This window comes from Bacillus sp. ISL-7 (genome assembly GCF_018613065.1).
Genome location: NZ_JAGGQW010000037.1, coordinates 50,601 through 74,223, shown reverse-complemented (window position 1 = coordinate 74,223; position 23,623 = coordinate 50,601). Strand labels below are relative to the sequence as shown.

The 23,623-nt window shown below is 38.5% G+C and carries 17 protein-coding genes and 1 pseudogene; 16 read left to right on the top strand and 2 right to left on the bottom strand.

Going from position 1 to position 23,623, the window contains the following annotated elements; all coding sequences use genetic code 11:
• Nucleotides 1-278: 278 nt before the first annotated feature.
• On the top strand, nucleotides 279-1,130 hold the full coding sequence (locus J7E66_RS15200; RefSeq protein ID WP_215001374.1) for a DUF2935 domain-containing protein: 852 nt from the start codon (nucleotides 279-281) through the stop codon (nucleotides 1,128-1,130).
• A 141-nt stretch (nucleotides 1,131-1,271) separates the two neighbouring features.
• Here J7E66_RS15200 and J7E66_RS15195 read toward each other — a convergent pair whose 3' ends face one another.
• Complete coding sequence (locus tag J7E66_RS15195) at nucleotides 1,272-2,477, bottom strand: MFS transporter (protein ID WP_215001372.1); 1,206 nt, start codon at nucleotides 2,475-2,477, stop codon at nucleotides 1,272-1,274.
• 367 nt (nucleotides 2,478-2,844) lie between these two features.
• Between J7E66_RS15195 and nirB (J7E66_RS15190) the strand changes: the two genes are divergently transcribed.
• From nirB (J7E66_RS15190) to J7E66_RS15160, 7 genes are all read left to right on the top strand, one after another.
• Nucleotides 2,845-5,217, top strand: coding sequence for a nitrite reductase large subunit NirB (nirB, locus tag J7E66_RS15190; RefSeq protein ID WP_215001370.1), 2,373 nt, complete (start codon nucleotides 2,845-2,847; stop codon nucleotides 5,215-5,217).
• A gap of 55 nt (nucleotides 5,218-5,272) precedes the next feature.
• The gene (nasC, locus tag J7E66_RS15185) at nucleotides 5,273-7,420 is read left to right on the top strand and encodes an assimilatory nitrate reductase catalytic subunit NasC (protein ID WP_215001368.1); all 2,148 of its coding nucleotides are present in this window, start codon (nucleotides 5,273-5,275) and stop codon (nucleotides 7,418-7,420) included.
• Between the two features lie 91 nt (nucleotides 7,421-7,511).
• Complete coding sequence (gene nirB / locus J7E66_RS15180; RefSeq protein WP_215001366.1) at nucleotides 7,512-9,926, top strand: nitrite reductase large subunit NirB; 2,415 nt, start codon at nucleotides 7,512-7,514, stop codon at nucleotides 9,924-9,926.
• 30 nt (nucleotides 9,927-9,956) lie between these two features.
• A complete protein-coding gene (nirD, locus tag J7E66_RS15175; RefSeq protein ID WP_215001364.1) occupies nucleotides 9,957-10,280 on the top strand; it encodes a nitrite reductase small subunit NirD in 324 nt (107 codons plus the stop codon).
• A 22-nt stretch (nucleotides 10,281-10,302) separates the two neighbouring features.
• A complete protein-coding gene (cobA, locus tag J7E66_RS15170) occupies nucleotides 10,303-11,079 on the top strand; it encodes a uroporphyrinogen-III C-methyltransferase (protein ID WP_215001362.1) in 777 nt (258 codons plus the stop codon).
• 237 nt (nucleotides 11,080-11,316) lie between these two features.
• Nucleotides 11,317-12,558 (top strand): ATP-binding protein, encoded by a 1,242-nt coding sequence (locus J7E66_RS15165; protein ID WP_215001360.1) that lies wholly within the window; start codon nucleotides 11,317-11,319, stop codon nucleotides 12,556-12,558.
• 189 nt (nucleotides 12,559-12,747) lie between these two features.
• The gene (locus J7E66_RS15160; protein ID WP_215001358.1) at nucleotides 12,748-14,076 is read left to right on the top strand and encodes an MDR family MFS transporter; all 1,329 of its coding nucleotides are present in this window, start codon (nucleotides 12,748-12,750) and stop codon (nucleotides 14,074-14,076) included.
• A 69-nt stretch (nucleotides 14,077-14,145) separates the two neighbouring features.
• Here the strand turns inward: J7E66_RS15160 and J7E66_RS15155 are convergent.
• Nucleotides 14,146-14,381 (bottom strand): annotated as a pseudogene (locus J7E66_RS15155) (gamma carbonic anhydrase family protein); the annotation flags it as partial.
• Nucleotides 14,382-14,583: 202 nt separating this feature from the next.
• On the opposite strand from J7E66_RS15155, the gene pruA reads away from it, so the two are divergent.
• From pruA to J7E66_RS15115, 8 genes are all read left to right on the top strand, one after another.
• Nucleotides 14,584-16,128, top strand: coding sequence for an L-glutamate gamma-semialdehyde dehydrogenase (gene pruA, locus J7E66_RS15150; protein WP_215001356.1), 1,545 nt, complete (start codon nucleotides 14,584-14,586; stop codon nucleotides 16,126-16,128).
• A gap of 72 nt (nucleotides 16,129-16,200) precedes the next feature.
• Nucleotides 16,201-17,406, top strand: coding sequence for an ornithine--oxo-acid transaminase (locus J7E66_RS15145; protein ID WP_098934272.1), 1,206 nt, complete (start codon nucleotides 16,201-16,203; stop codon nucleotides 17,404-17,406).
• Nucleotides 17,407-17,480: 74 nt separating this feature from the next.
• The gene (locus tag J7E66_RS15140) at nucleotides 17,481-18,746 is read left to right on the top strand and encodes a Glu/Leu/Phe/Val family dehydrogenase (protein ID WP_215001380.1); all 1,266 of its coding nucleotides are present in this window, start codon (nucleotides 17,481-17,483) and stop codon (nucleotides 18,744-18,746) included.
• A 106-nt stretch (nucleotides 18,747-18,852) separates the two neighbouring features.
• The gene (locus J7E66_RS15135) at nucleotides 18,853-19,110 is read left to right on the top strand and encodes a biotin/lipoyl attachment domain-containing protein (protein WP_215001354.1); all 258 of its coding nucleotides are present in this window, start codon (nucleotides 18,853-18,855) and stop codon (nucleotides 19,108-19,110) included.
• A 125-nt stretch (nucleotides 19,111-19,235) separates the two neighbouring features.
• Complete coding sequence (locus tag J7E66_RS15130) at nucleotides 19,236-20,606, top strand: sigma-54 interaction domain-containing protein (protein WP_215001352.1); 1,371 nt, start codon at nucleotides 19,236-19,238, stop codon at nucleotides 20,604-20,606.
• 454 nt (nucleotides 20,607-21,060) lie between these two features.
• Nucleotides 21,061-21,786 carry an amino acid ABC transporter ATP-binding protein gene (locus J7E66_RS15125; RefSeq protein WP_215001350.1) on the top strand — a complete coding sequence of 242 codons (726 nt, stop codon included), beginning with the start codon at nucleotides 21,061-21,063 and terminating at the stop codon, nucleotides 21,784-21,786.
• Nucleotides 21,787-21,810: 24 nt separating this feature from the next.
• The gene (locus tag J7E66_RS15120) at nucleotides 21,811-22,602 is read left to right on the top strand and encodes a transporter substrate-binding domain-containing protein (RefSeq protein ID WP_215001348.1); all 792 of its coding nucleotides are present in this window, start codon (nucleotides 21,811-21,813) and stop codon (nucleotides 22,600-22,602) included.
• A 46-nt stretch (nucleotides 22,603-22,648) separates the two neighbouring features.
• Complete coding sequence (locus J7E66_RS15115) at nucleotides 22,649-23,353, top strand: amino acid ABC transporter permease (RefSeq protein WP_215001346.1); 705 nt, start codon at nucleotides 22,649-22,651, stop codon at nucleotides 23,351-23,353.
• The last annotated feature ends 270 nt before the right edge of the window (nucleotides 23,354-23,623 follow it).

Genomic DNA, 23,623 nt, shown 5'->3' with positions numbered 1-23,623 from the left:
GGAAAGCGAAGTGCCTGGAGCGTAAATCAACAGACATGTAGCAAAGCCTATATATTATAATATATTAACGCGGTGAATGGTTAAAGTTATTGTAGAAAATAAGAGGCTGTCGAAAGTTTCTCGACAGCCTGATGACGTGTGATTTCACACGTCTTTTCTTTTGTTATTTCTTATTTATTTTAGAAAGGGGAACCTTTTGAAACTCTTATTTGGGTATATTTATATGAATTTATTAATATGAATAGAACGAATGAAGTATTTCCTGGGGGGTTTTTTTAATGAATGGGGAGGAAAACTTACAACATCCTGATACAGGTGTTACATCCGGAATGTTTGTTGAGCGATCGTTAAATGAAATACGTTTTTGGTCTAGGATCATGAAAGAGCATTCTTTATTTCTTCGATTAGGTTTTAGAGCAGAGGATACTCAACTAATCCAAGAGGCTAATCAATTTTATCAATTGTTTGAACGCATTGAACAAACTGCACATTCCACTTCCAATCAAGCAGATCCTGAACAAATAAGAAGATTTAATTCGGAAGTACAACAAGCTGCAACCAGCATTTTTGCATTTAAACGAAAAGTACTAGGTTTAATACTTACATGTAAATTGCCGGGGGCAAATAATTTTCCACTGTTAGTTGATCATACAAGTAGAGAAGCTAATTATTTTAGAAAACGATTAATAGAATTAAATGAAGGTAAATTAAAACCCCTTCCAGATGCCATCATAAAAGAAAATGTCTTCTTCCTTAGAATTATGGCAGACCATGCTAAATTTATTGGTCATCTACTGGATCCATCCGAAAGGAAGTTAATTGATATCGCCCAAAATTTCAGCAATGACTTTGATCAATTGATGTATCAAGCAAGAGACTTAGAATCCATGAAACCACAATCTCAAACCGTTCCTCTTTTAGATCAATTCCTGGATCAGAATCGTGTGTCGGTCTCCTCTCTACGGGACTTCAAGAAAACGGCACGTGATTTAATTGAGCAATGTAAAATAAAGAGTATCATCCACCCACTATTAGCAGACCATGTTTTTCGTGAGGCTGATAGATTTCTTGAAATAATTGATATGTTTGATGCTCACCTTACAAGCGGGACCCCACAACCTAGATTTTAGAAGATTGAAGAAGGCATCATATACAATGAAGCAGTTAAATTGAAGAAGGCTATTCTAGGACCCGGTTAGGTTCAAGAATAGCCTTCTTCAGGTTCTCCTTCTTTTTCTTACCTTTTAGTGGCCGTCCATAAAAAGTTATCTCTAATTTTTAATTGAGGCCTCTTTTGGTGACCAGGTTTTTCGCCATGACATTTGTGCAATAAGCAGCACGATTAAAGCCGTGATTCCGACCCCAGTATAAACGATAAATCCAGATCCGTACGTTCCGGTAATTTCCTTAAGTGATCCAAGTATATTTGGTACAAAAAATCCGCCAACTCCGCCAGCTGCTCCGACAATCCCGGTAATCATCCCAATTTCTTCTTGGAAGCGCTGTGGAACTAATTGAAAGACCGCTCCATTACCCATTCCCAGGCAGAGCATTCCGAAAAACAATAAGGTTGTCACAATAGCCAAAGATGGAAGCTGGCTTACGCCGAACATACTGAGCGCGACCCCGATAAATAAAAAGGTCAGAAGGCGTACGCCGCCGATTTTATCGGCTATGAAACCACCAACAGGACGGAAAAAGCTTCCTGCAGCCACGCAAAGAGTGACAAAATCGCCTGCTCTTACTTTTGATAAATCGTATTGATCCACAAAAAAGATGCTTAAGAAACTGGACAAACCGACAAATCCTCCGAAGGTGACACTATAAAGCAAACAAAAAAACCATGTGTCTTTTTGTTTAAATACTTTCAAATATTCAACCACCGGTTTTGCAGCTGGTTGTGAAGGTGCATCCTTTGCAAGAAGAATATACAAGATAAATACAATCATAAGAGGAATAATAGCTAATCCCATTACATTATGCCAGCCAATATTTTCTGCAATACGCGGGCCAAATAACGTAGCAAAAAGTGTTCCGCTGTTTCCAGCTCCTGCAATTCCCATTGCAAGTCCTTGTAAATGCGGCGGGTACCATCTGCTTGCCATAGGTATAGCTGCCGCAAAACTTGCTCCTGCTACTCCGAGTAGAATTCCTATCAAGTAAAGTTCGGTTAACGTCTGTCCGAATAACCAGCCCCAAGCAAGTGGGATGATGGTGACGAGCATCCCGCTTATTGCTGTTTTTCGCGGACCAATACGATCCGTCATAACTCCAAGGATGAGCCGGAAAAACGATCCGCTTAGGATTGGAACAGCAACGATGAAACCCTTCTGAGCGGGAGATAGTCCAAAATCCTTTGTTATATAAACCCCTAGTGCCCCCAAAATCACCCAAATCATAAAACTAACATCAAAATATAAAAATGACGCTGCTAATGATGGCGCATGCCCGCTTTTTTTTAGATCTGATAACCTCATAATGTTGTTCTCCCTTCTATTTGTTTCATAGTTAACTACCAAAATACATTTTTACTTTTATTACCATTCAAAACAGCTATCTTTTGAAAACATGACCCTTACTAGTAAAACCAAGAATGAAAATAAACCGATATTGTTTTTCATCACTTTCCCTCCTTAACATTGTTGGTATTTGTGTTTCCCTTGCTTTGTTAAACAATAACGTATTGAAACAGGAGATGTCTCATAGCGTGTAAGGAACTCTAACATAAAACTTATTGTGTTAGAAAATGTTACACACTGAATTTCTTTTGATGAGTTTTATGGAATAATAGGGGATATTTATGGTTTCAGTTACCCAAATATCGAACATACGGAGGCTTTTAGAATGGATAAGCAAAAACTCGTACTGATAGGTAATGGAATGGCAGGAGTGCGGAGCATTGAGGAGATTTTAAAGCATTCACCTCATTCCTTTGAGATTACGATTTTCGGAAGCGAACCACACCCTAACTATAATCGGATCCAATTATCGGCCGTCTTGCAGGGTGGTACATCGTTTAAAGATATTACAATCAATGATCGTGATTGGTATAACCAACAGAACATCAAACTGTTTACTGGAGAAACGGTGATAAAAATTGATACGGAAGAACAACTTGTTAAGACGGATAAAAATCAGGAGGTTCCTTATGACCGACTAATAATCGCAACAGGCTCCGTTCCATTTCAGCTGCCGCTGCCAGGTGTTGATAAAGAAGGAGTCATCACATTTCGAACCATGGAAGATTGTCAGAAAATGATTGAAACAGCGAAGCATTATAAAAAAGCTGTAGTGATTGGCGGTGGAGTCTTAGGTTTAGAAGCTGCCAAAGGTCTGCTCAATCTTGATATGGAAGTAACCGTGGTGCATAATTGCCTAAATTTAATGGAAAGACAACTGGATGAAACCGCAGCGAAACTGTTGCAAACAGAGTTAGAAAAGCAAGGATTTCATTTTCTTTTTGAAAAAGAAACAAAGGAGATCTTGGGAAGCAAACGCGTGGAAGGAGTGTCATTTAAGGACGGTACCGAAGCAGAAGCTGATTTGGTTGTAATGGCAGTAGGGGTAAGACCCAATATACAGTTAGCAAAGGAAAGCGGAATCGAAACTAACCGAGCCATCCTCGTTAATGATTATATGGAAACGAATATACCGAATATTTACGCTGTTGGTGAATGTGTGGAGCATCGAGGAATTGTCTATGGATTGGTGAAACCTCTTTATGACCAAGGGAAGATTTTAGCCAAACGTATTTGCGGCTTGGAATCTAAAGGATACGAAGGAACTATTCTTTCCACTCAATTAAAAATATCGGGTGTGGATGTGTTTTCAGTTGGTCAGTTTACCTCTGATGAAAGTCTTAAATCAATTGAAATTCATGATGAGTTAGATGGTTCTTATAAAAAGCTTGTCTTTGAAGATTCTAAAATAGTTGGCGCCGTTTTATTTGGTGATACAAGGGATCGTACAAGATTGCTAGATATGATCACGAAAAAACAAGATGTGGCGGACGTAGAGAAAGTTACTTTGTTTCAATCTTCAAGTGGTGGCGGAGATTCCATCGCTTCTATGGCACATAGTGAAATGATCTGCAATTGTAACGGAGTGCCGAAAGGGGCCATTATTGAAGCGGTTCTAAAAAATGGTTTAACTACCGTGGAACAAGTGAAAAAGTGCACCAAGGCGTCCAGCTCGTGCGGCGGCTGTAAACCGTTAGTATCTGATCTTCTTTCCTATATCCAGAGCGATGAATTTGATGAGGTCATTGAACAAAAATCGATGTGCCCTTGCACATCATTAACAGAGGATGAAGTGGTTTATGAGATGCAATTGCAAAGCTGCACTACGGTACAAGAAGTAATGGATGTGCTTGATTGGGAAAATAAGGAAGGATGTTCTACCTGTCGTCCTGCCTTAGCCTATTATTTAGGAATGATCTATCCGGAGTATGAGAGCCGACAGGAATCACTTTTTGTATCCGAACAAATGAATGCAATTGTTCAACATGATGGTACTTACACCGTTGTCCCACAGATGTACGGCGGAAAAACGACAGCAGAGCAATTGCGAACAATTGCCGATGTTGCGGAGAAATATAACATCTCAAATGTTGCGGTAACTAGTGAACAAAGAATTCATTTGATGGGGGTAAAGAAAGAGGACCTGGCAGATGTTTGGGCTGATTTAAACATGGATGTTAGTTCCACTTATGGAAATATGGTTCAAAATATTAAAACAAGTATCGGCGAGCATATTTGCCAATGTGACAAGCAATCATCGATTCAACTGGCTGTCAGTCTTGAAAAAAAATTGGAATTTCTCACCACACCTTACCGTGTCAAAATGGGCATATCTGCTTGTATGCATAATGGTGCAGGTTCGACTACGAAAGATATCGGAGTGATTGGAACTGGCCTTGGCTGGGAAATTTATGTCGGTGGCAGCAGTGGACGTAATGTACGCGCAGGCGAGTTATTATGCCTTGAATCATTGAATCATGATGTGATCGAAATTATTTGTGCCTTTATTCAATATTACCGTGAAACGGCCAATTTCCTTGAACGTACATGGCAATGGATCGAAAGAGTTGGTTTAGTGCATGTGCGCGAAATTCTGTTTGACTTAGAACATCGCCAGCAATTATTGCTGCGGTTAAAGAAAGATCGTTTCTTACGCAAAAATTTAGTAAAAAGTTCTAGGTCATCAACCGTCATGTAAGGAACGTTCGTTAAATTTAACTATTATGAAAAAAGTGAGAAAAGGGTGAGCTATTTTGACGGAAGCATTTTTAAAGTATTTTCGTACAAAGGAACAAGAAGTGAAATCAGAAAAAAAATACGAGTCTCAATGTCCATACTGCAGTATGCAATGTAAAATGCAATTGATTGAACAATCGATTGTTACGAGAAAAAAGTATATAACCATCGGTAAAGAGAATCCAACCTCAGAGGGGCGTTTATGTATAAAGGGTATGAACGCACATCAACATGCTTTTCATAAGGATCGTTTGAAATATCCATTATTAAAAGTAAATGGAGAATTTGTTCGTGTTTCCTGGGAGACGGCCTTGAATAAAATTAAAGAAAACTTTACTAAAATCCAAGCAGAATCTGGACTGCATGCCTTAGCAGTTTATGGGAGCGCGTCGATCACAAATGAAGAAGCTTACTTATTGGGTAAATTTGCCCGGGTTGCATTAAAAACAAAATACATTGATTATAATGGACGTCTTTGTATGTCTGCGGCTGCTTCAGCGGCGAGTCAAACCTTTGGGTTGGACAGAGGATTCACGAACAGCTTGGCAGAAATTCCATCGACTCGTTGCATTATATTAACCGGGACGAATATTGCTGAATGTCAGCCAACGATTATGCCTTATTTTGAAAGAGCAAAAGAAAATGGTGCCTATATTATCGCAATCGACCCTCGTGAAACAGCAACAACGAAAATAGCAGACTTGCATTTAAAACCTAAACCGGGAACAGATGCTGTGTTAGCTAATGGGATATTGAAAGTTATCATTGAAGAAAATTATGTTGATAAGGACTTTATTCAAGAACGTGTGAACGGATTTGAAGAAGTTAGAGAGTATGTATTATCCCTTAATTTAGAAGAAATTGAAGAGATAACTGGCGTTCCAATTGAACTTATTCGCAAAGCCGCAGTAAGGTTTGGTAAAGAAGAAACAGGAATGATATTTACAGCGAGAGGGGTAGAACAGCACACAAATGGCTCGATGACTGTCCGTAATTTCCTAAATATTTTGCTTTCTACAGGAAAAATTGGCAAACCGGGCTGCGGTTATGGTGCGATTACAGGACAGGGAAATGGCCAAGGGGCGCGAGAGCATGGCCAAAAAGCAGACCAGCTTCCTGGATATCGGTCGATTGAGATTGAAGAACACCGAGAATATGTGGCCAGTGTTTGGGGAGTTAACAAGGACGACCTACCACATAAAGGTGTTTCTGCCTATGAAATGATCGAGAAAATCCATGAAGGTGAAATTCAAGGCTTGTTTCTGATGTGTTCCAATCCGATTGTCTCCAATCCAAATGCCCACTTTGTCAAAGAGGCCATTAAAAAATTAAAATTCTTTGTAGCTGTGGATCTGTTTGTTTCAGAAACAGCGAGATTAGCCGATTTAATATTGCCAGCTTCTTCTTATCTAGAAGATGAAGGAACAATGACGAATATAGAAGGACGGGTAACATTACGGGAAGCCAGCTATCCTTGTCCAGGAGAAGTGAAGCATGATTGGCAAATCATTTGTGAAATTGCCCGTGTACTTGGAAAAGAAAAGTATTTTTCCTTTTCATCTGCAGAGGAAATTTTTTCCGAATTAAGAATGGCAAGCCGTGGCGGGAACGCTGATTATTTTGGAATGACCTATGAACGTCTGAGGAAGGAAGGCGGGATATTATGGCCCTGCCCAGCTCCTGACCATGGCGGGACGAAAAGAGTGTTTGAGACATCCTTTGCCCATTCAGATGGAAAGGCAGCGATGGTGGTTGTTCCGAATATTCCTGAGGTTCCAAAAGAACAATTATCTGAAGAGTTTCCACTCTATTTAACAACAGGAAGAGTCATGTCACATTACTTAACAGGAGTGCAAACAAGAAAAAGTCCAGCCTTAGCGGCAAGGAATGTAGAACCCTTTATGGAAATTCACCCAGCAACCGCATTAAAATTTCAAATCCAAGATCAATCATTAGTGAAAATCGAATCAAGAAGAGGAAGTGTTGTGGTTAGAAGCAAATGGTCGGAAACAATTCGCCATGATACCATTTTCGTTCCCTTCCACTGGGCCGACTCACAAAATATTAATCTCCTTGTTTCAAAAGAATTGGATCCTGTCTGTAAAATGCCTGGATTTAAAGTCAGTGTTGTAAAGGTAAGTCCAGTTAAGGATTTCTTAAATTAAAATTTCTATGTTAGAAGACCTTACACATTGGGTTAGTTATTGAGTGTATTGTGCTATAGTTTAAGAAACATTCTAAGGGAGGAAACCTAACGTGAATAAGAAAAAGTTGGTTCTTGTAGGTAATGGAATGGCTGGAGTTAAAGCCATTGAAGAGATTTTAAAACTATCTAATGAGTTATTTGAGATTACCATATTCGGAAGCGAACCACATCCGAATTATAATAGAATACTGCTTTCAAAGGTTTTACAAGGTGATACAGAGGTAAAAGACATTACGCTTAATGACTGGGATTGGTACTCAGAAAACAACATTCAGTTGTTTACAAGTGAAACAGTGATCAAAGTTGATCCGATGAAGAAAGTCGTTGTAACCGACTTAGGAAGAATCGAACCGTATGATGAGTTGATCATAGCATCAGGGTCACTCCCATTTATCCTTCCGATTCCAGGAGCTGAAAAGATAGGTGTAACAGCTTTTCGTGATATAAAGGATACCGAAGTGATGCTTGAGACCTCGAGGAAGTATAAAAAAGCGGCCGTGATTGGGGGCGGATTACTCGGGCTCGAAGCAGCCAGAGGACTTTTAAACCTAGGAATGGATGTTTCTGTTATCCATCTCGCCCCTTATTTGATGGAAAGACAATTAGATCCACAGGCAGGGAAACTATTACAGTCGGAATTAGAAAAACAAGGAATGAAGTTTTTATTAGAAAAACAAACGCAAGAAATTGTTGGAGACGACCGCGTAGAAGGTTTAAGGTTTGGCGATGGAACGGTCCTTGATGCAGACTTAGTCGTGATGGCTGTTGGTATTAAGCCAAATATCGAATTGGCCAAAGTAAGTGGTATTGCGATTAATCGCGGTATTGTCGTGAATGATTTCCTGCAAACGAGTGTTCCTAATATTTACTCTGTAGGTGAGTGTGCCGAACACAACGGATCGGTATACGGTCTTGTAGCACCATTGTTTGAACAAGGAAAAGTATTAGCTCATCACATTTGCGGAGCGAAGACCAATGGCTATCATGGCTCCGTTTTGTCTACACAATTGAAGGTTTCTGGGGTCGAGGTATTTTCTGCCGGAGATTTTATGGAAGGTGAAGGAAAGGAAGCCATTAAAGTCTTTGATGGAAATGACAGCATTTATAAGAAGATCGTGATTCAAGACAATAAAATTGTTGGTGCCGTACTGTTTGGGGATAGCAGTGATGGAAATCGCCTATTTTCGATGATTCAACAGCAAGCAGATGTTTCCTTTACCACGAAGGTATCACTTTTACAGCCTCTTAATGATGACTTTGGGGGCAGTTTAGTAGCTTCCATGAGTGAGGAGGACATTATTTGCGGATGTAATGGTGTAACCAAAGGAACGATTATCCAGGCGATACAGAATCAGGGTTGTTCATCCGTTGATGAAATCAAAGCTTGTACCAGTGCTTCTCGGTCTTGCGGGGGATGTAAGCCGCTTGTTGCAGAAGTGTTACAACATACACTTGGGTCAGCGTATGACGGCACTTTACAGAAAGAAGCGATTTGCAGCTGCACTCATTTTTCGAGAGATGAAATAGTGGAAGAGATTAAATCCAAAGGGTTGACCCATATCAAAGAAGTGATGAATGTTCTTGGGTGGAGTACTGAGGAAGGTTGTTCAAAATGCCGCCCTGCCTTGAATTACTATTTAGGGATGGTCAATCCGATTGAATATACAGACGAAAGAGAGTCTCGGTTTGTCAATGAGCGGATGCATGCCAATATACAAAAGGATGGAACATATTCTGTTGTACCTCGAATGTACGGTGGTGTAACGAATTCACAAGACCTACGACGGATTGCTGACGTGGTAGATAAATATGAAATACCTTTAGTAAAACTAACAGGTGGACAACGGATTGACTTACTCGGTGTAAAAAAGGAAGACTTGCCAAAAGTATGGACTGATTTAGATATGCCGTCAGGATCTGCCTACGGAAAATCACTTCGTACAGTGAAAACATGTGTCGGTGAACAGTTCTGCCGTTTTGGAACCCAAGATTCCATGGGTCTGGGAATCGACCTTGAGAAGAAATTTGAAGGACTGCAAACACCTCATAAGGTGAAAATGGCTGTTTCTGCTTGTCCGAGAAGCTGTGCGGAGTCGGGGTTTAAAGATATTGGGTTTATTGGAATTGACGGGGGCTGGGAACTTTATATCGGCGGGAACGGAGGAACACATGTACGCGGGGGAGATTTACTATACACCGTGAAAACATCAGAAGAGGCGATGGAAATTACAGGTGCGTACCTTCAATATTACCGTGAAACAGCCAACTATTTAGAACGTACTTCTGCATGGATTGAACGTGTTGGTTTGACCCATGTTCGAACAGTTCTTGATGATAAGGGAAAACGTCAAGAATTAAATAAACGTTTGGATGATGCATTATCTGTTATTAAGGATCCATGGAAGGCGATAACAGAGGATGAAAAAGTAAGAAAAGAATTGTTTGAAAGTGTAGTAATGTCGTAAGAACTTACATTTAAAGGAGGACATCGTCCAATGACAAAGAAAAGCGTAGAAATGATATCAATCGGTTCTGTACGGGATCTTCCAGAACGATTAGGAAAGACTGTTTGTGTCGGGGACAAAGAAGTGGCTGTATTTAAATTATTAAATGGGAGCGTGCGTGCCGTTGAAAATCGCTGTCCACATAAAGGCGGGGTTTTGAGCGAAGGAATGGTAAGCGGTGAATTTGTTTTCTGTCCCATGCATGATTGGAAAATATGTTTGGATAATGGGAAGGTGCAGGAGCCGGATGCAGGCTGTGTGAAAACCTATAAAACCAGAATAGAAGGGGAAGAAGTATTTCTCTTAATCGATTAGTTCAGTAAAATGGAGGTCTTTTATGATTCAAACAAAGGGGAAAGTCTATATTGTTGGAGCTGGTCCTGGTGATCCTGATTTAATTACGGTTAAAGCAGCGAAATGTCTTGAACAGGCAGACGTTATTCTTTATGATCGGTTAGTCAATCCGGTGTTGCTGAAATACGGAAAGAGCGACGCTGAGTTCATCTATTGCGGAAAAGAGCCGGGAAATCATTGTATTTCCCAAGATTCCATCCATCAAATATTAGTTGATAAGGCCTTGGCTGGTAAAACGGTTGTTCGATTAAAGGGAGGAGACCCATTTATTTTTGGCCGAGGCGGTGAAGAAGCGGAAGTGCTGGTTCAAAATGGGCTCGAATTTGAAATTGTACCTGGGATTACTTCTGGTATTGCCGCCCCGGCTTATGCGGGAATTCCTGTCACTCACCGTGAATGGAGTCAATCGTTTGCTATGATTACAGGTCACTGTTTGAGTGGCAAACCTAAAAACATTCGTTGGGACCATCTAGCCCATGGTGTCGATACTCTTGCCATTTATATGGGTGTCAAACATCTTCCTTTTATATGCAGCCAACTTATTTCATATGGAAAGGAGTCTCAAACACCTATAGCTGTAATTGAACAAGGGACAACAGGAAATCAACGGACAGTTGTCGGTACACTTGAGACGATTGTTGAAGTTGTAAATGAAAATCGAATCACAAATCCAGCCATGATAGTCATCGGAGAAGTTGTCAAACTATCCGAGAAACTATCCTGGTTCCCGGAAAGTGTTAACAAAGAGATACTAATATAAAAAAATGAGATTGTAAGAGTTTATAATTAAATATTATAGACTCTTTTTTTATGGTAAAATATGATTTTACAATCAGAAAAAAATTCAAAAATCGTCGAACTAAAGATAATTGCCATTGAAATTTGATGGCTTTTTTCTTTTTCTCTCCATAATAATAATTAATTGATTTTCATGAAGGATTAAATATAATTATGTAGAATTGCATAACTAAATATACCTAATTAAGAGGGCGGAATAATGAATAAATCGGGTCAAATTATCCTGGTGCTGATTTCGGTTTTATATAGCAGTTACCAAAAGATTTACGGTCATCATCCTTTTTTTTCGATAGACTTTTTTCTTTTCACTCTGATTTCATGGGTAGTGGGTTGGCAATATGATAAAGCTCGCTATTATGAAAAAAAGGCACGTGCTAGTGAGGAGAGCTATAAGAAGTTAATAGATTCATTGCCTGCACCCGTCTATATTACGAGTAATCATAGGTTTGTATATGTAAATAAGGCTGCCATGAACATGATTGGTTCTACCAAACTAGAGGATGTAATGGGGAAATCCATTTTTGAATTTATTATTCCAGACTATAAAAGTCGTTTGCTTGAACGTTTTAATCAAATAAAGAAAGAAAAGCTGCCCGTAAACACAATCGAATACAAAGCAAAACGTTTGGATGGAACACCATTTTTCTTTGAAGTATCTTCCTTGTTTATAGTTTTTGGGGGAAAAGATGCGGTGTTGTCCATTGGCAAGGATATTACTGAAAAAATGGAAGAAACAGAACGTCTACTTCAAAAGTCTGAAAAATTGGCATTATTAGGCCAAATGGCGGCAGGTATAGCCCATGAAATACGAAATCCACTCACATCTATAAAAGGTTTTATCCAACTCTTAAGGACCAGCACTAGGAAAGAGGAATACTTTGATATTCTGTTAACAGAGCTTGACCGGATTAATGATATCGTCGGGGAGTTCCTCGTGCTTGCTAAACCGACAGCTGCCGTTTATATGACACGGGATATAAAGATGTTATTAAAGGATGTTGTCACCTTAATTAACAACCAGTCTCTTTTAAATAATGTTCAAATCTTAGTGGAATTTGATAATGATTTGCCGTTGATTAGCTGCGAAGAAAATCAACTAAAACAAGTTTTTCTAAACCTACTTAAGAATGCGATTGAAGCAATGCCTAAAGGCGGCAATATTAATCTTTTAGTTAAGGAAAAAGAAGAAGGTAAACTCTCAATTCAGATTATTGACCAGGGTGTTGGAATTCCACAAGAACGGATTTCTACACTAGGGGAACCATTTTATACTACGAAGGAAAAGGGAACAGGTCTTGGCTTAATGACTTGCTACAAAATTATCGAAGGCCATAATGGGGAACTAAACATTTACAGTAAAATTAACGAAGGAACCACCATTGAAATAATTTTACCAACAATTACTCAGCCATTATTGAAGATGGAAGTGAGCCATTCATAACGAATGGCTTATTCTATTTATTTGAAAAAATGATAAAATATCATAATAGAGTTAGATGAAAGAAATTAGGAGAGGAATTGTGGGTTCGTTACAATCTAAACAAATGCTTTGTGAAGTTCTTTTTTTAACTATTTTGTTATGTTCATCAAAAGTATAAGGAATTTTAATTAAACTGTGTCGGAGGAATATATGGAAAAGAATAGGTATGTGTTTTGGGGCCTTGTAATATCAACCCTAATATCAGCACTTGATGCAAATATTATGCAAACGGCAAGTCCAACTATAGTGAAACAGCTCGGAGGAATGGAGCTGTTTGCATGGATATTTGTTGTCTATATGTTGGCAAGTACGGTTACGGTCCCGCTTTACGGGAAATTATCTGATATGTATGGTCGGAAAAAGCTGTTAATTATCGCTGTTTCAATATTTACCCTAGGTTCGATTCTCTGTGGAATGGCCAATTCCATTAGTACGCTGATTATTTATAGAGGTGTCCAAGGAATAGGGGCAGGCGGGATGATCCCACTCTCCATGATCATCGTAGGTGATTTGTTTACGATAGAAAACCGCGGGAAAATTCAAGCGGTCTTTAGCAGCATATGGGCAATTTCATCCATCGTTGGACCTGTATTGGGTTCCTTCTTTGTCGAAGCACTAACGTGGAGATGGATCTTCTTTATCAATATTCCCATTGGAATTGCAACAGTTCTTTGTATGATTCCTTATAAGGAAAAAATCGAATTTAAAAAGACCCATATCGACTACAAAGGTTTCTTCTTATTTGGGATTTCGATTACGCTATTATTGTTATCTACGAATGTAAAAAATTCTATTTGGTATATTACCCTTGGGATTATCGGTTTGATTGTCTTCATATTGGTGGAGAGGAAAGAAGCACATCCGTTCTTGCCAGTATCATTGTTTAAAAACAAAGGGATCCTCATGTCTAACCTTTTCATGTTATTTTACTGTCTGTCCTTTTTTGGAACATCCAACTTTATTCCATTGTATCTCCAAGAAGGAAATGATATGAGTATTTATAAAAGTGGACTAATTCTTCTCAGTATTGCGGTGGGCTGGATGTTTGGCAGTACCCCCGCAGGGAAGTGGATTATACGCTATGGATATAAAAGCTTATTTATCATCGGAAGCTTGATCACAACTGCTTCAGGCTTAGCATTATACCTATTTATTACTGATTTATCTTATATTGGTCTGTTTCTAATCTTAACTATCCAGGGCGTTTCCTTTGGCTTATTATTTGCGGTTGGAACGATTGCTTCCCAAGAATTTGCTGAATCCCATATCAAAGGGATGTCTACCTCGCTGCAAATGTTTCTAAAAAACATTGGGACATCGATCGGGGTTACCATCATGGGACTCATCATCAATCAGGCAGCAAGCATCGTTATTGGAATGAAAAACGTGTTTCTTTATGCCCTTTGTTTGAGCTTAATTACGATTGTACTCAGCTTTGTCATTCCTGCTAAAACAACTGATTTAAGTGAGAGTAAATAGTTTTAAACTTCATGGTGCCTGACACCCTGCAATTGTTGGTGTCAGGCACCACTTTTTTATTCTTAAGGTTTATTTAAGTATTTTTCTAAACTCTTTTCCCCTTTGGACATAGTGCTCGCTGGACATTTGTAACAAGTCCAGGTCCTTCTGAGTAATTTCGCGGACACCCTTCCTGGAGAACCCAACACAAGGGAGCGAGGGGGAATTTTTATGCCTCCAGATAGCAGCGTATTGGCTCCTATAATACAATCCTCGCCAACTTCTACATTGTCTAAAAGCGTTGAACCCCTTCCAATAATACATCGATTGGTAAAACAATTTGTATGCACCTATTTAAGTATTGATTTTTAAAATGCAAAATTTTTTTGCTGTTTTTAATAAATTATATATTTTGCGCAAAATATTTTGGCACTAATTGAACAAAAAATCCTTTATTCATGCAAAATTAATGTTGGCACGGAACTTGCATATTATTTAACTGTAGCAAACGACAAGGGGGAACAAACATTGAAACCGTATACACATGAACCATTTACAAACTTTGCAGATGAAAAAAATAAACTAGCTTTTCAAGATGCTCTTGCCTACGTTCAATCGCAGTTAGGTAAGGATTATCCAGTTGTAATTGGAGGAGAATCAATTACAACAGAAGAAAAAATTATCTCTATTAATCCTGCAAATACAGAAGAAATCATTGGTAGAGTTTCCATGGCCGATCAAGAGTTAGCAGAAAAGGCTATGCATGCCGCATTAACCACATTTGAAACGTGGAAAACATGGAAGCCTGAACATCGTGCCAATATTTTATTCAAGGCAGCTGCAATTATGCGCCGCCGTAAACATGAGTTTTCTGCTTATCTTGTCAAGGAAGCCGGAAAGCCATGGAAAGAAGCAGATGCCGATACAGCAGAAGCAATCGACTTCATCGAATATTATGGCCGTCAAATGCTGAGATTGAAAGAGGGCTCACCAGTACAAAGCCGTAACGGAGAATACAATCAATATAATTATATTCCACTAGGTGTGGGGATTATCATTTCACCTTTTAACTTCCCATTAGCGATTATGGCAGGAACAACAATAGCAGCCATCGTCTCTGGGAATACGGTTCTTCTAAAACCGGCTAACTCAACACCAGTAGTAGCAGCAAAATTCGTTGAGTTGATGGAGGAAGCAGGACTTCCAAAAGGAGTTCTAAACTTTGTTCCAGGCAGCGGCGCACAAATCGGGGATTACCTTGTTGATCATCCAAAAACTCGTTTCGTATCCTTTACCGGTTCTCGTGAAGTTGGCTGCCGCATTAATGAACGTGCTGCCAAGGTTCATCCAGGCCAAAAATGGATCAAACGAGTCATTGCTGAAATGGGTGGTAAGGATACCGTGGTTGTAGATAATGATGCTGATTTAGATTTAGCCGCAGCAAGTATTGTCTATTCTGCTTTCGGATTTTCAGGTCAAAAATGTTCGGCAGGATCTCGTGCTGTTATTCATCAAGATGTCTATGATGTCGTACTTGAGAAGGTGGTTGCTTTAACAAGAACACTAACTCTTGGCAACCCTGAAGATGCAAATTCTTATATGGGACCTGTTATTGATGGCAGATCCTTCAAAAAAATCATGAATTATATTGAAGTTGGCAAGCAAGAAGGACGTCTTATGACTGGCGGCGATGGCGATGATTCTAAGGGCTATTTCATTCAGCCGACGATTTTTGCAGATTTAGATGAAAATGCACGCCTCATGCAGGAAGAAATCTTTGGTCCAGTTCTTGGTATTAGTAAAGCACGTGACTTTGATCATATGATGACCATTGCGAATAACACCGACTATGGTTTAACAGGAGCATTGATTTCGAATAATCGTGAGCATATTGAACGGGCACGCGAGGAATTCCACGTGGGGAATCTTTATTTTAACAGAACTTGTACGGGTGCGATTGTTGGTTATCAACCGTTTGGCGGCTTCAATATGTCAGGGACAGATTCCAAAGCAGGCGGTCCTGAATATTTACTGCTACACATGCAGGCTAAAACAACATCTGAAACGCTATAAAAACTACAGCTTAGATGCCTCGATAGGGTGGTTTTACTCCACCTGTCGAGGAAATTTAAAGGAGGAACTATAATGACAGTAACTGAGACAACTAAAACAAATCAAATCATAGAACAAACAGATAAATTTGGTGCAAATAACTATCATCCACTGCCAATCGTTATTGCCAAGGCAGAAGGGGTATGGGTGGAAAGTCCAGAAGGTAATCGTTATATGGATATGCTTAGCGCTTATTCAGCCGTTAACCAGGGACATCGTCATCCAAAGATTATTCAAGCATTGAAAGACCAAGCAGATAAAGTAACATTAACATCTCGTGCCTTTCATAATGATCAACTTGGTCCATGGTATGAGAAAATTTGTCAGTTAACCAATAAAAATATGGCACTCCCAATGAATACTGGAGCAGAAGCTGTTGAAACGGCACTTAAAGCAGCGCGTCGCTGGGGTTATGATGTAAAAGGGATTGCTGAAAATCAAGCAGAAATTATTGCCTGCGTGGGGAATTTCCACGGCCGTACAATGGGTGCTGTCTCCCTATCATCTGACCCGGAATATAAGCGCGGCTTCGGCCCAATGCTGCCTGGAATTAACTTAATTCCTTACGGTGACCTCGAAGCATTGAAAGCAGCGATCACACCAAACACAGCAGCATTTTTAATCGAGCCAATTCAAGGTGAAGCAGGAATTATTTTACCACCAGAAGGATTTTTGAAAGCGGCATCTGATTTATGTAAAGAAAACAAAGTATTATTCATAGCTGATGAGATTCAAGTAGGATTGGCACGTACTGGAAAAATGTTTGCATGTGATTGGGAAGATGTGAACCCTGACATGTTGATCCTAGGTAAAGCACTAGGCGGCGGTGTGTTCCCAATTTCCTGTGTAGTTGCTAATTCTGATGTATTAGGCGTATTCAATCCAGGTTCCCACGGTTCAACGTTTGGGGGAAATCCACTGGCTTGCGCAGTATCGCTTGCAGCATTGGATGTAATTGAAGAAGAAAAACTAGCCGAACGTTCGCTTGAATTGGGTAAATACTTCTTTGAACAATTACAATCTATCGATAATCCAAAAATTAAAACAATAAGAGGCCGAGGTTTATTTATCGGAGTTGAACTTACTGAAGCGGCAAGACCTTATTGTGAGCAGTTAAAAGAAAAAGGTTTATTATGCAAAGAAACACATGATACCGTTATTCGTTTTGCACCACCACTCACCATTACGAAAGAAGAAATCGATTGGGCTTTTGAAAAAATCAAAACGGTTTTAAGTTAATTTTTAAATAAAAAAACTATAATCTATTATACGACGGGGTGTCAGTCATGTCTGTTAAAACGATAGTAACTGAAATGGAAAAGGAACAACAAAAAGAACAAGAATCATTAAATTTATTCAATTCAACCCAAACGATTATTCAAAAAGCATTATCAAAATTGGGCTATAATAGCGAAATGTATGAATTATTAAAAGAACCGATCAGATTGTTAACAGTCCGCATTCCAGTAAAAATGGATGATGGTTCTGTCAAAATATTTACGGGCTATCGCTCCCAGCATAATGATGCGGTCGGCCCAACTAAAGGCGGCGTCCGTTTCCATCCTGAAGTGGATGAAGAAGAAGTAAAAGCGTTGTCCATTTGGATGAGCTTAAAGTGTGGAATCACCAATCTTCCCTATGGCGGCGGTAAAGGCGGTATCATTTGTGATCCGCGAAATATGTCCTTTAGAGAGCTTGAAGGTTTAAGCCGCGGCTATGTTCGTGCGGTCAGTCAAATCGTGGGACCTTCAAAAGACATTCCAGCACCAGATGTTTATACTAATTCACAAATTATGGCATGGATGATGGATGAGTACAGCCGTTTACGTGAATTTGATTCACCAGGATTTATTACTGGGAAACCAATCGTCCTTGGAGGTTCTCAAGGCCGTGAAACAGCGACTGCCCGTGGTGTAACAATCTGTATTGAAGAAGCAGTCAAGAAAATAGGGAAACAGTTGCAAGGAGCCCGTGTAGTCATTCAAGGCTTTGGTAATGCGGGAAGTTATTTAGCCAAATTTATGCATGATGCAGGGGCTAAGGTTGTGGCTGTATCTGATGAGTATGGCGCTATATACGATCCAAACGGACTTGATATTAATTACTTGCTTGATCGAAGGGATAGCTTCGGCACATTCTCGCAACTATTTAAAAATACGATCACAAACCAAGAGCTACTTGAATTAGAGTGTGATATTCTAGTGCCGGCAGCTATCTCGAACCAAATCACAGCCAAAAATGCTGCCAATATTAAAGCAGCGATTGTTGTGGAAGCAGCGAATGGTCCGACAACAATCGAAGCAACAAAGATTCTAACCGAGCGTGGTATTATCCTTGTGCCTGACATCCTTGCAAGCGCAGGCGGGGTAACTGTATCTTATTTTGAATGGGTGCAAAATAATCAAGGTTATTATTGGACCGAGGAAGAAGTAGAAGAGAAGCTTAAGAAGGTAATGGTTAGCTCTTTCGATAATATCTATCAAACTTCTAAAACACATCAAGTTGACATGCGTTTAGCAGCTTATATGGTTGGAATAAAGAAAGTTGCTGAGGCCTCTCGTTTCAGAGGATGGGTATAAAAGAAATAGAGTAATCTTTAAATGATTGAAATCTCCCTACAAGGGTGGACGGAAAAATCTCTATCTGTTCTATGACTGTACGAAATTAAAAAAGGAGTGACGAAAATTGTCAGTAGTGGTGGAAGAAGTTATTTTCAGTCCATGTTCTGGGACCGTGGAAACTGTTTTAACAGAGGAAAACGACCATGTATATGAGTGGGAAAAACTGTTTTTAATAAAAACCCAGAACGGTAGAATTGAAGAGATTTCGATCGGGATTAGCGGGTATATCACATCTTTACCTATAAAGAAGGGCCAAGAAGTTACTACTCAAACAGTCCTAGCAACCATCCAAGATGATTTGTTAATTACAGGATCTGATTAAGGAATTCGATATACTTTTAAAAAACTCTTTCCGTTCATTTGGAAAGAGTTTTTGCATGAGTGCCGCCGTCTAGTGGTAAAATATTGTCTATATAATGATTAAGCCTTGGGATAGGAGGTTGAATTTTGAAAATAAATTTGAAGGATTTTCAACAATTAACGGATTATGACAATGTTTTAGTTGTAGATGAAAATGGCATTATTATCTTTAATGATTTAGCGGATTTAAATGTACTAAAAGAAATCGGCCTTAGACCTGAAGAATTTATGGGAAAGCATGTAACCTCCTCTTATAAGAACCTTTCGCATGAAAATAGTACCATTATGAACGTTTTAAAAAATGGAAAAGCGGTATGCAATGTAAAACAAGAACTAATCATGAAAAATGGAAATCTATTTGTTACGATAAATTCTACCTATCCAATTAAAGATAATGAAAAAATAATTGGGGCAATTGAATTCTCAAAACACTTTTATACAAAAGAAAACATCCGATCCTTAGACAAATTTGCTAGTCATAAGGTTTATCGAAGAAACAATACCATCTACACCATTGATAATATCATTAGTGTGAATCCAAAGATGGAAGCAATTAAAAATAAAATTAAAAAAATTGCTATGACAAGTTCAACTGTATTGATCAACGGTAAAACAGGCACAGGGAAAGAAATGATTGCACAGTCGATCCATAATTTGAGCGATCGTTATGGAGGACCATTTATTTCACTAAACTGTGGTGCGGTTCCGCCAAACCTATTAGAAAGTACTTTGTTTGGCACGGTAAAAGGGAGCTTTACTGGTGCGATCGCTATGACAGGATTATTCGAACAAGCTGAAGGCGGCACATTGTTTTTAGATGAGATTAATTCCTTAGATTTTTATCTTCAAGTAAAACTTCTTAAAGCTATTGAAGAAAAGGTTATTAGAAGAATAGGTGGAGATAAAAATATTAGTGTCGATTTTCGAGTGATTTCAGCAACAAATGAGGACCCAGATGTTTTAGTTGCAGAAAAACGGTTAAGAGAGGATCTATTTTATCGATTGGGAGTTGTCCAGATTGATTTACCAACCTTAGCGGAGCGAAAAGAAGATATAGAAAAGCTGCTCGAATATTATATCGATTTTTATAACAATAATATGAATATTTATATTGAAGGGTGTCAGCCTGAGGTTATTGAGTGTTTTAATCGGTATCCTTGGCCAGGGAATATAAGAGAATTAAAAAATGCGGTTGAAACGGCATATAATAATGTTTCTACCAATCATATCACGATAGAGGATATTCCAAAAAGAATGAGGGAATATCACGAATCACCTACAAGTGATCAAATGGATAATAAGATCGAATCCTTAAAAGAAGCGGTAGAACAATTTGAAAAAGAGCTGATAATGAAAGAACTTAGCAGTAAGAATGGAAAATTAACAGAAACGGCCAAACAATTGGGTCTATCAAAACAACTATTGAAATATAAAATCGAAAAGTACCAACTAGGATAAACGGTCATGTGATATCAATGAAAAACAAAATGGGACGGCCACGGATTGTATAAAATCTGTGGCTGTTTTTTTGATTCAAATGAAAAACTAGTTACTTGTCGTTAAAAATATTTTACGAATAAGTAAAAATTTTTACACAAAAAGAAAGATAGTTGAAAATGACAAAAGGTATTATCAGAAAATTCTAAGGGTAAAAAATAATTTATGTTTTAAAATTTTGGGAGAGTTCTAAATGATTTTAGCATTTTAGCATAGATAAGCTAATCCTAATTGACTAAATAATTTAAATATTATAAAAGTTGGCATAGGAATTGCATTAATAAATAGTAAGTATGTAAAAGTTCTCATGTTGATAAGGAGGTGTTTAGAAAAGTAATCAACTGCAAAATCACAGTTGATAAGAATTTACATATATAACTAATTTCCATCGTTTCGTAGAAAGGGGGAGCAATAAATGATTCAATTGAAAAATTTGGTAAAATCCTTTGGTCCATTAACCGTATTAAAGGGTGTCGATTTAACGGTTAATGAAAAAGAAGTAGTTGTTTTAATAGGGGCAAGTGGCTCGGGAAAAAGCACTTTACTCCGTTGTCTAAATTTTTTAGAAGTATATGACGACGGGGAGATTCAGATTGAAGGAGAACCAATCGTTCCTAATAAAACAAATCTGAATAAAGTCCGTGAAGAGGTTGGCATGGTTTTTCAACACTTTAACTTATTTCCTCATAAAACAGTTCTAGAAAATATTATTGAAGCACCCATCTTTGTGAAAAAGAGAAAAGTGGACGAGGTAAAGCAGCACGCCTATGAATTACTAGAAAAAGTAGGATTAAGAGATAAAGCAGATGTCTTTCCAGATAGCTTGTCAGGCGGGCAAAAGCAAAGGGTAGCAATTGCGAGAGCACTTGCGATGAAGCCGAAAATCATGCTCTTTGATGAACCAACGTCAGCGCTAGATCCTGAATTAGTTGGCGAGGTGCTGCAAGTTATGAAGCAATTAGCAAATGATGGGATGACGATGGTGGTCGTTACCCATGAGATGGGTTTTGCACGTGAGGTTGCAGATCGGGTGGCTTTCATGCATGATGGACAAATTTTGGAGCAAGAGCATCCGAACAGCTTCTTTAATCATCCGCAAAATGAGCGAACAAAACAGTTTTTAAATAGCATTTTAAAATAAATAAAAGAAACAGGGGGCAATAAAATGAAAAAGAAGACGATTGTCAGTTTAATTTCAGTTATATTAATGATTTCTATCGTTCTTGCGGGATGTGGTTCAACGAAGGAAACAAACACTGCTGAGAAACAAGAAGAATTTGTTTATGCCATGAGCGGTTTATTTAAGCCTTTTAATTATAAGGAAGATGGGAAACTAACAGGTTTTGATGTTGAAATTGGTGAAGCTTTGGCTAATAAAATGGATATGAAACCAAAAGCAATCACCTTTCCATTTGAGACCATTATTCAAGGACTTAGAGATAAAAAATTTGATGCAATCCTTGGAAGTATGACAGTAACGGAAGAACGTCAGAAAGCTGTAGATTTTACGAATCCCTACTACAAATCTGGTTCAAGAATTTTTGTAAGTGCTAACAATACTGAAATTAAGTCGAAAGCAGACTTAAAGGGTAAGAAAATTGGGGTTACACCAGCAACAATCTATGAAAAGCTAGCAAAAGAGTTAACTGATCAGGAAAAAGTCATGGCTTATTCTCAAGGGGATATGACTGCTTTAATGGACTTAGCGACAGGGCGTGTTGATGCAGTTATCTGTGATGATATTTTTGGTAAAGTGGGCATTACTCAAGGTGACTTGAAAATTAAGGCAGTAGATGAATTACTACAAGTAGATAATCAAGCCATCGCAACGAACAAAGAAGATAAAGAACTAACTAATAAAATCAACAAAGCATTGGACGAAATCATTGCAGATGGAACTTATGAAAAGATTAGTAAAAAGTGGTTTGGCTACAATCTTATGGAAACAAAGAAATAATGCAGGTTGAATCAAAAAATTATCTGTTGACTGGATGGGATTTGACATGCTAGAAATTTTTCAATCAAACTTTAGCTCATTATTTGATGCATTATTAATAACAATGAAGGTAACCGTTAGTTCACTTATATTAGGAAGTATTATCGGCCTTGTGTTTGCCTTCTTTTCACTCTCTAATATTAAATTCCTAAACCTCATTGCGCAAGGTTATTTAATCCTCGTTCGTGGAACGCCTATGATAGTCCAAATCTGTATTCTCTATTTTGGAATTTCGTCCATCTTAACGTTACCGCAATTTTGGGCAGGGGTCATCGCCTTATCCGTTCACAATGGGGCATATATATCGGAGATCTTCCGCGGTGCCATTCAATCGATTGATAATGGTCAGATGGAAGCAGCACGCTCTCTTGGGATGACTTACAAGTTAGCGATGCGAAGAATTATTTTACCGCAGGCCTTCAAACGGGCTATACCCTCACTTGGAAACCAATTTATCCTATTGCTGAAAGAATCAGCACTAGTGGCCTATATTGGTATGACAGATTTATGGGGTGCTACGATGTCAATTGCTGGAGCCAATTACCGGCCATTGGAAACCTACATGGTAACTGGCTTGTTTTATCTTATTCTTGTTGGGATATTCACTTATATATTCCATAAATTGGAGGTGAAATACAGCCCAGACACTAAGAACAAGGTAAAAGCTACTCTTGCTGTAAGTTCCAAATCGACAAGCATAATTGAGCAATAGAGTTTTAAGCTAAGAAAATCATAGTCATTGGATTGTTAGTCCCAATGACTATGAATAGAAAAATGTCCTCTTATCCGTGGGCATTTTTTATTGTGTGGGAAGTCCTTGATCTTTTATTTATGGTAAAAATATTTTTACGAAATAAAAAAATTTTTACAATTATCGTTTCTCGGTTTGATTTATACCGATAAACTTTCAAGAAAATTGTAATAATTATTCATATTTCTTTAAAAATTTATTGTCGTTAATAGAGGATTTATAAGGTTTATT

Coding starts and splice junctions, on each gene's coding strand:
- J7E66_RS15200 (WP_215001374.1), top strand. CDS start 279: ATGAATGGGGAGGAAAACTTACAACATCCTGATACAGGTGTTACATCC.
- J7E66_RS15195 (WP_215001372.1), bottom strand. CDS start 2,477: ATGAGGTTATCAGATCTAAAAAAAAGCGGGCATGCGCCATCATTAGCA.
- nirB (WP_215001370.1), top strand. CDS start 2,845: ATGGATAAGCAAAAACTCGTACTGATAGGTAATGGAATGGCAGGAGTG.
- nirD (WP_215001364.1), top strand. CDS start 9,957: ATGACAAAGAAAAGCGTAGAAATGATATCAATCGGTTCTGTACGGGAT.
- cobA (WP_215001362.1), top strand. CDS start 10,303: ATGATTCAAACAAAGGGGAAAGTCTATATTGTTGGAGCTGGTCCTGGT.
- J7E66_RS15165 (WP_215001360.1), top strand. CDS start 11,317: ATGAATAAATCGGGTCAAATTATCCTGGTGCTGATTTCGGTTTTATAT.
- J7E66_RS15160 (WP_215001358.1), top strand. CDS start 12,748: ATGGAAAAGAATAGGTATGTGTTTTGGGGCCTTGTAATATCAACCCTA.
- J7E66_RS15145 (WP_098934272.1), top strand. CDS start 16,201: ATGACAGTAACTGAGACAACTAAAACAAATCAAATCATAGAACAAACA.
- J7E66_RS15140 (WP_215001380.1), top strand. CDS start 17,481: ATGGAAAAGGAACAACAAAAAGAACAAGAATCATTAAATTTATTCAAT.
- J7E66_RS15125 (WP_215001350.1), top strand. CDS start 21,061: ATGATTCAATTGAAAAATTTGGTAAAATCCTTTGGTCCATTAACCGTA.
- J7E66_RS15120 (WP_215001348.1), top strand. CDS start 21,811: ATGAAAAAGAAGACGATTGTCAGTTTAATTTCAGTTATATTAATGATT.
- J7E66_RS15115 (WP_215001346.1), top strand. CDS start 22,649: ATGCTAGAAATTTTTCAATCAAACTTTAGCTCATTATTTGATGCATTA.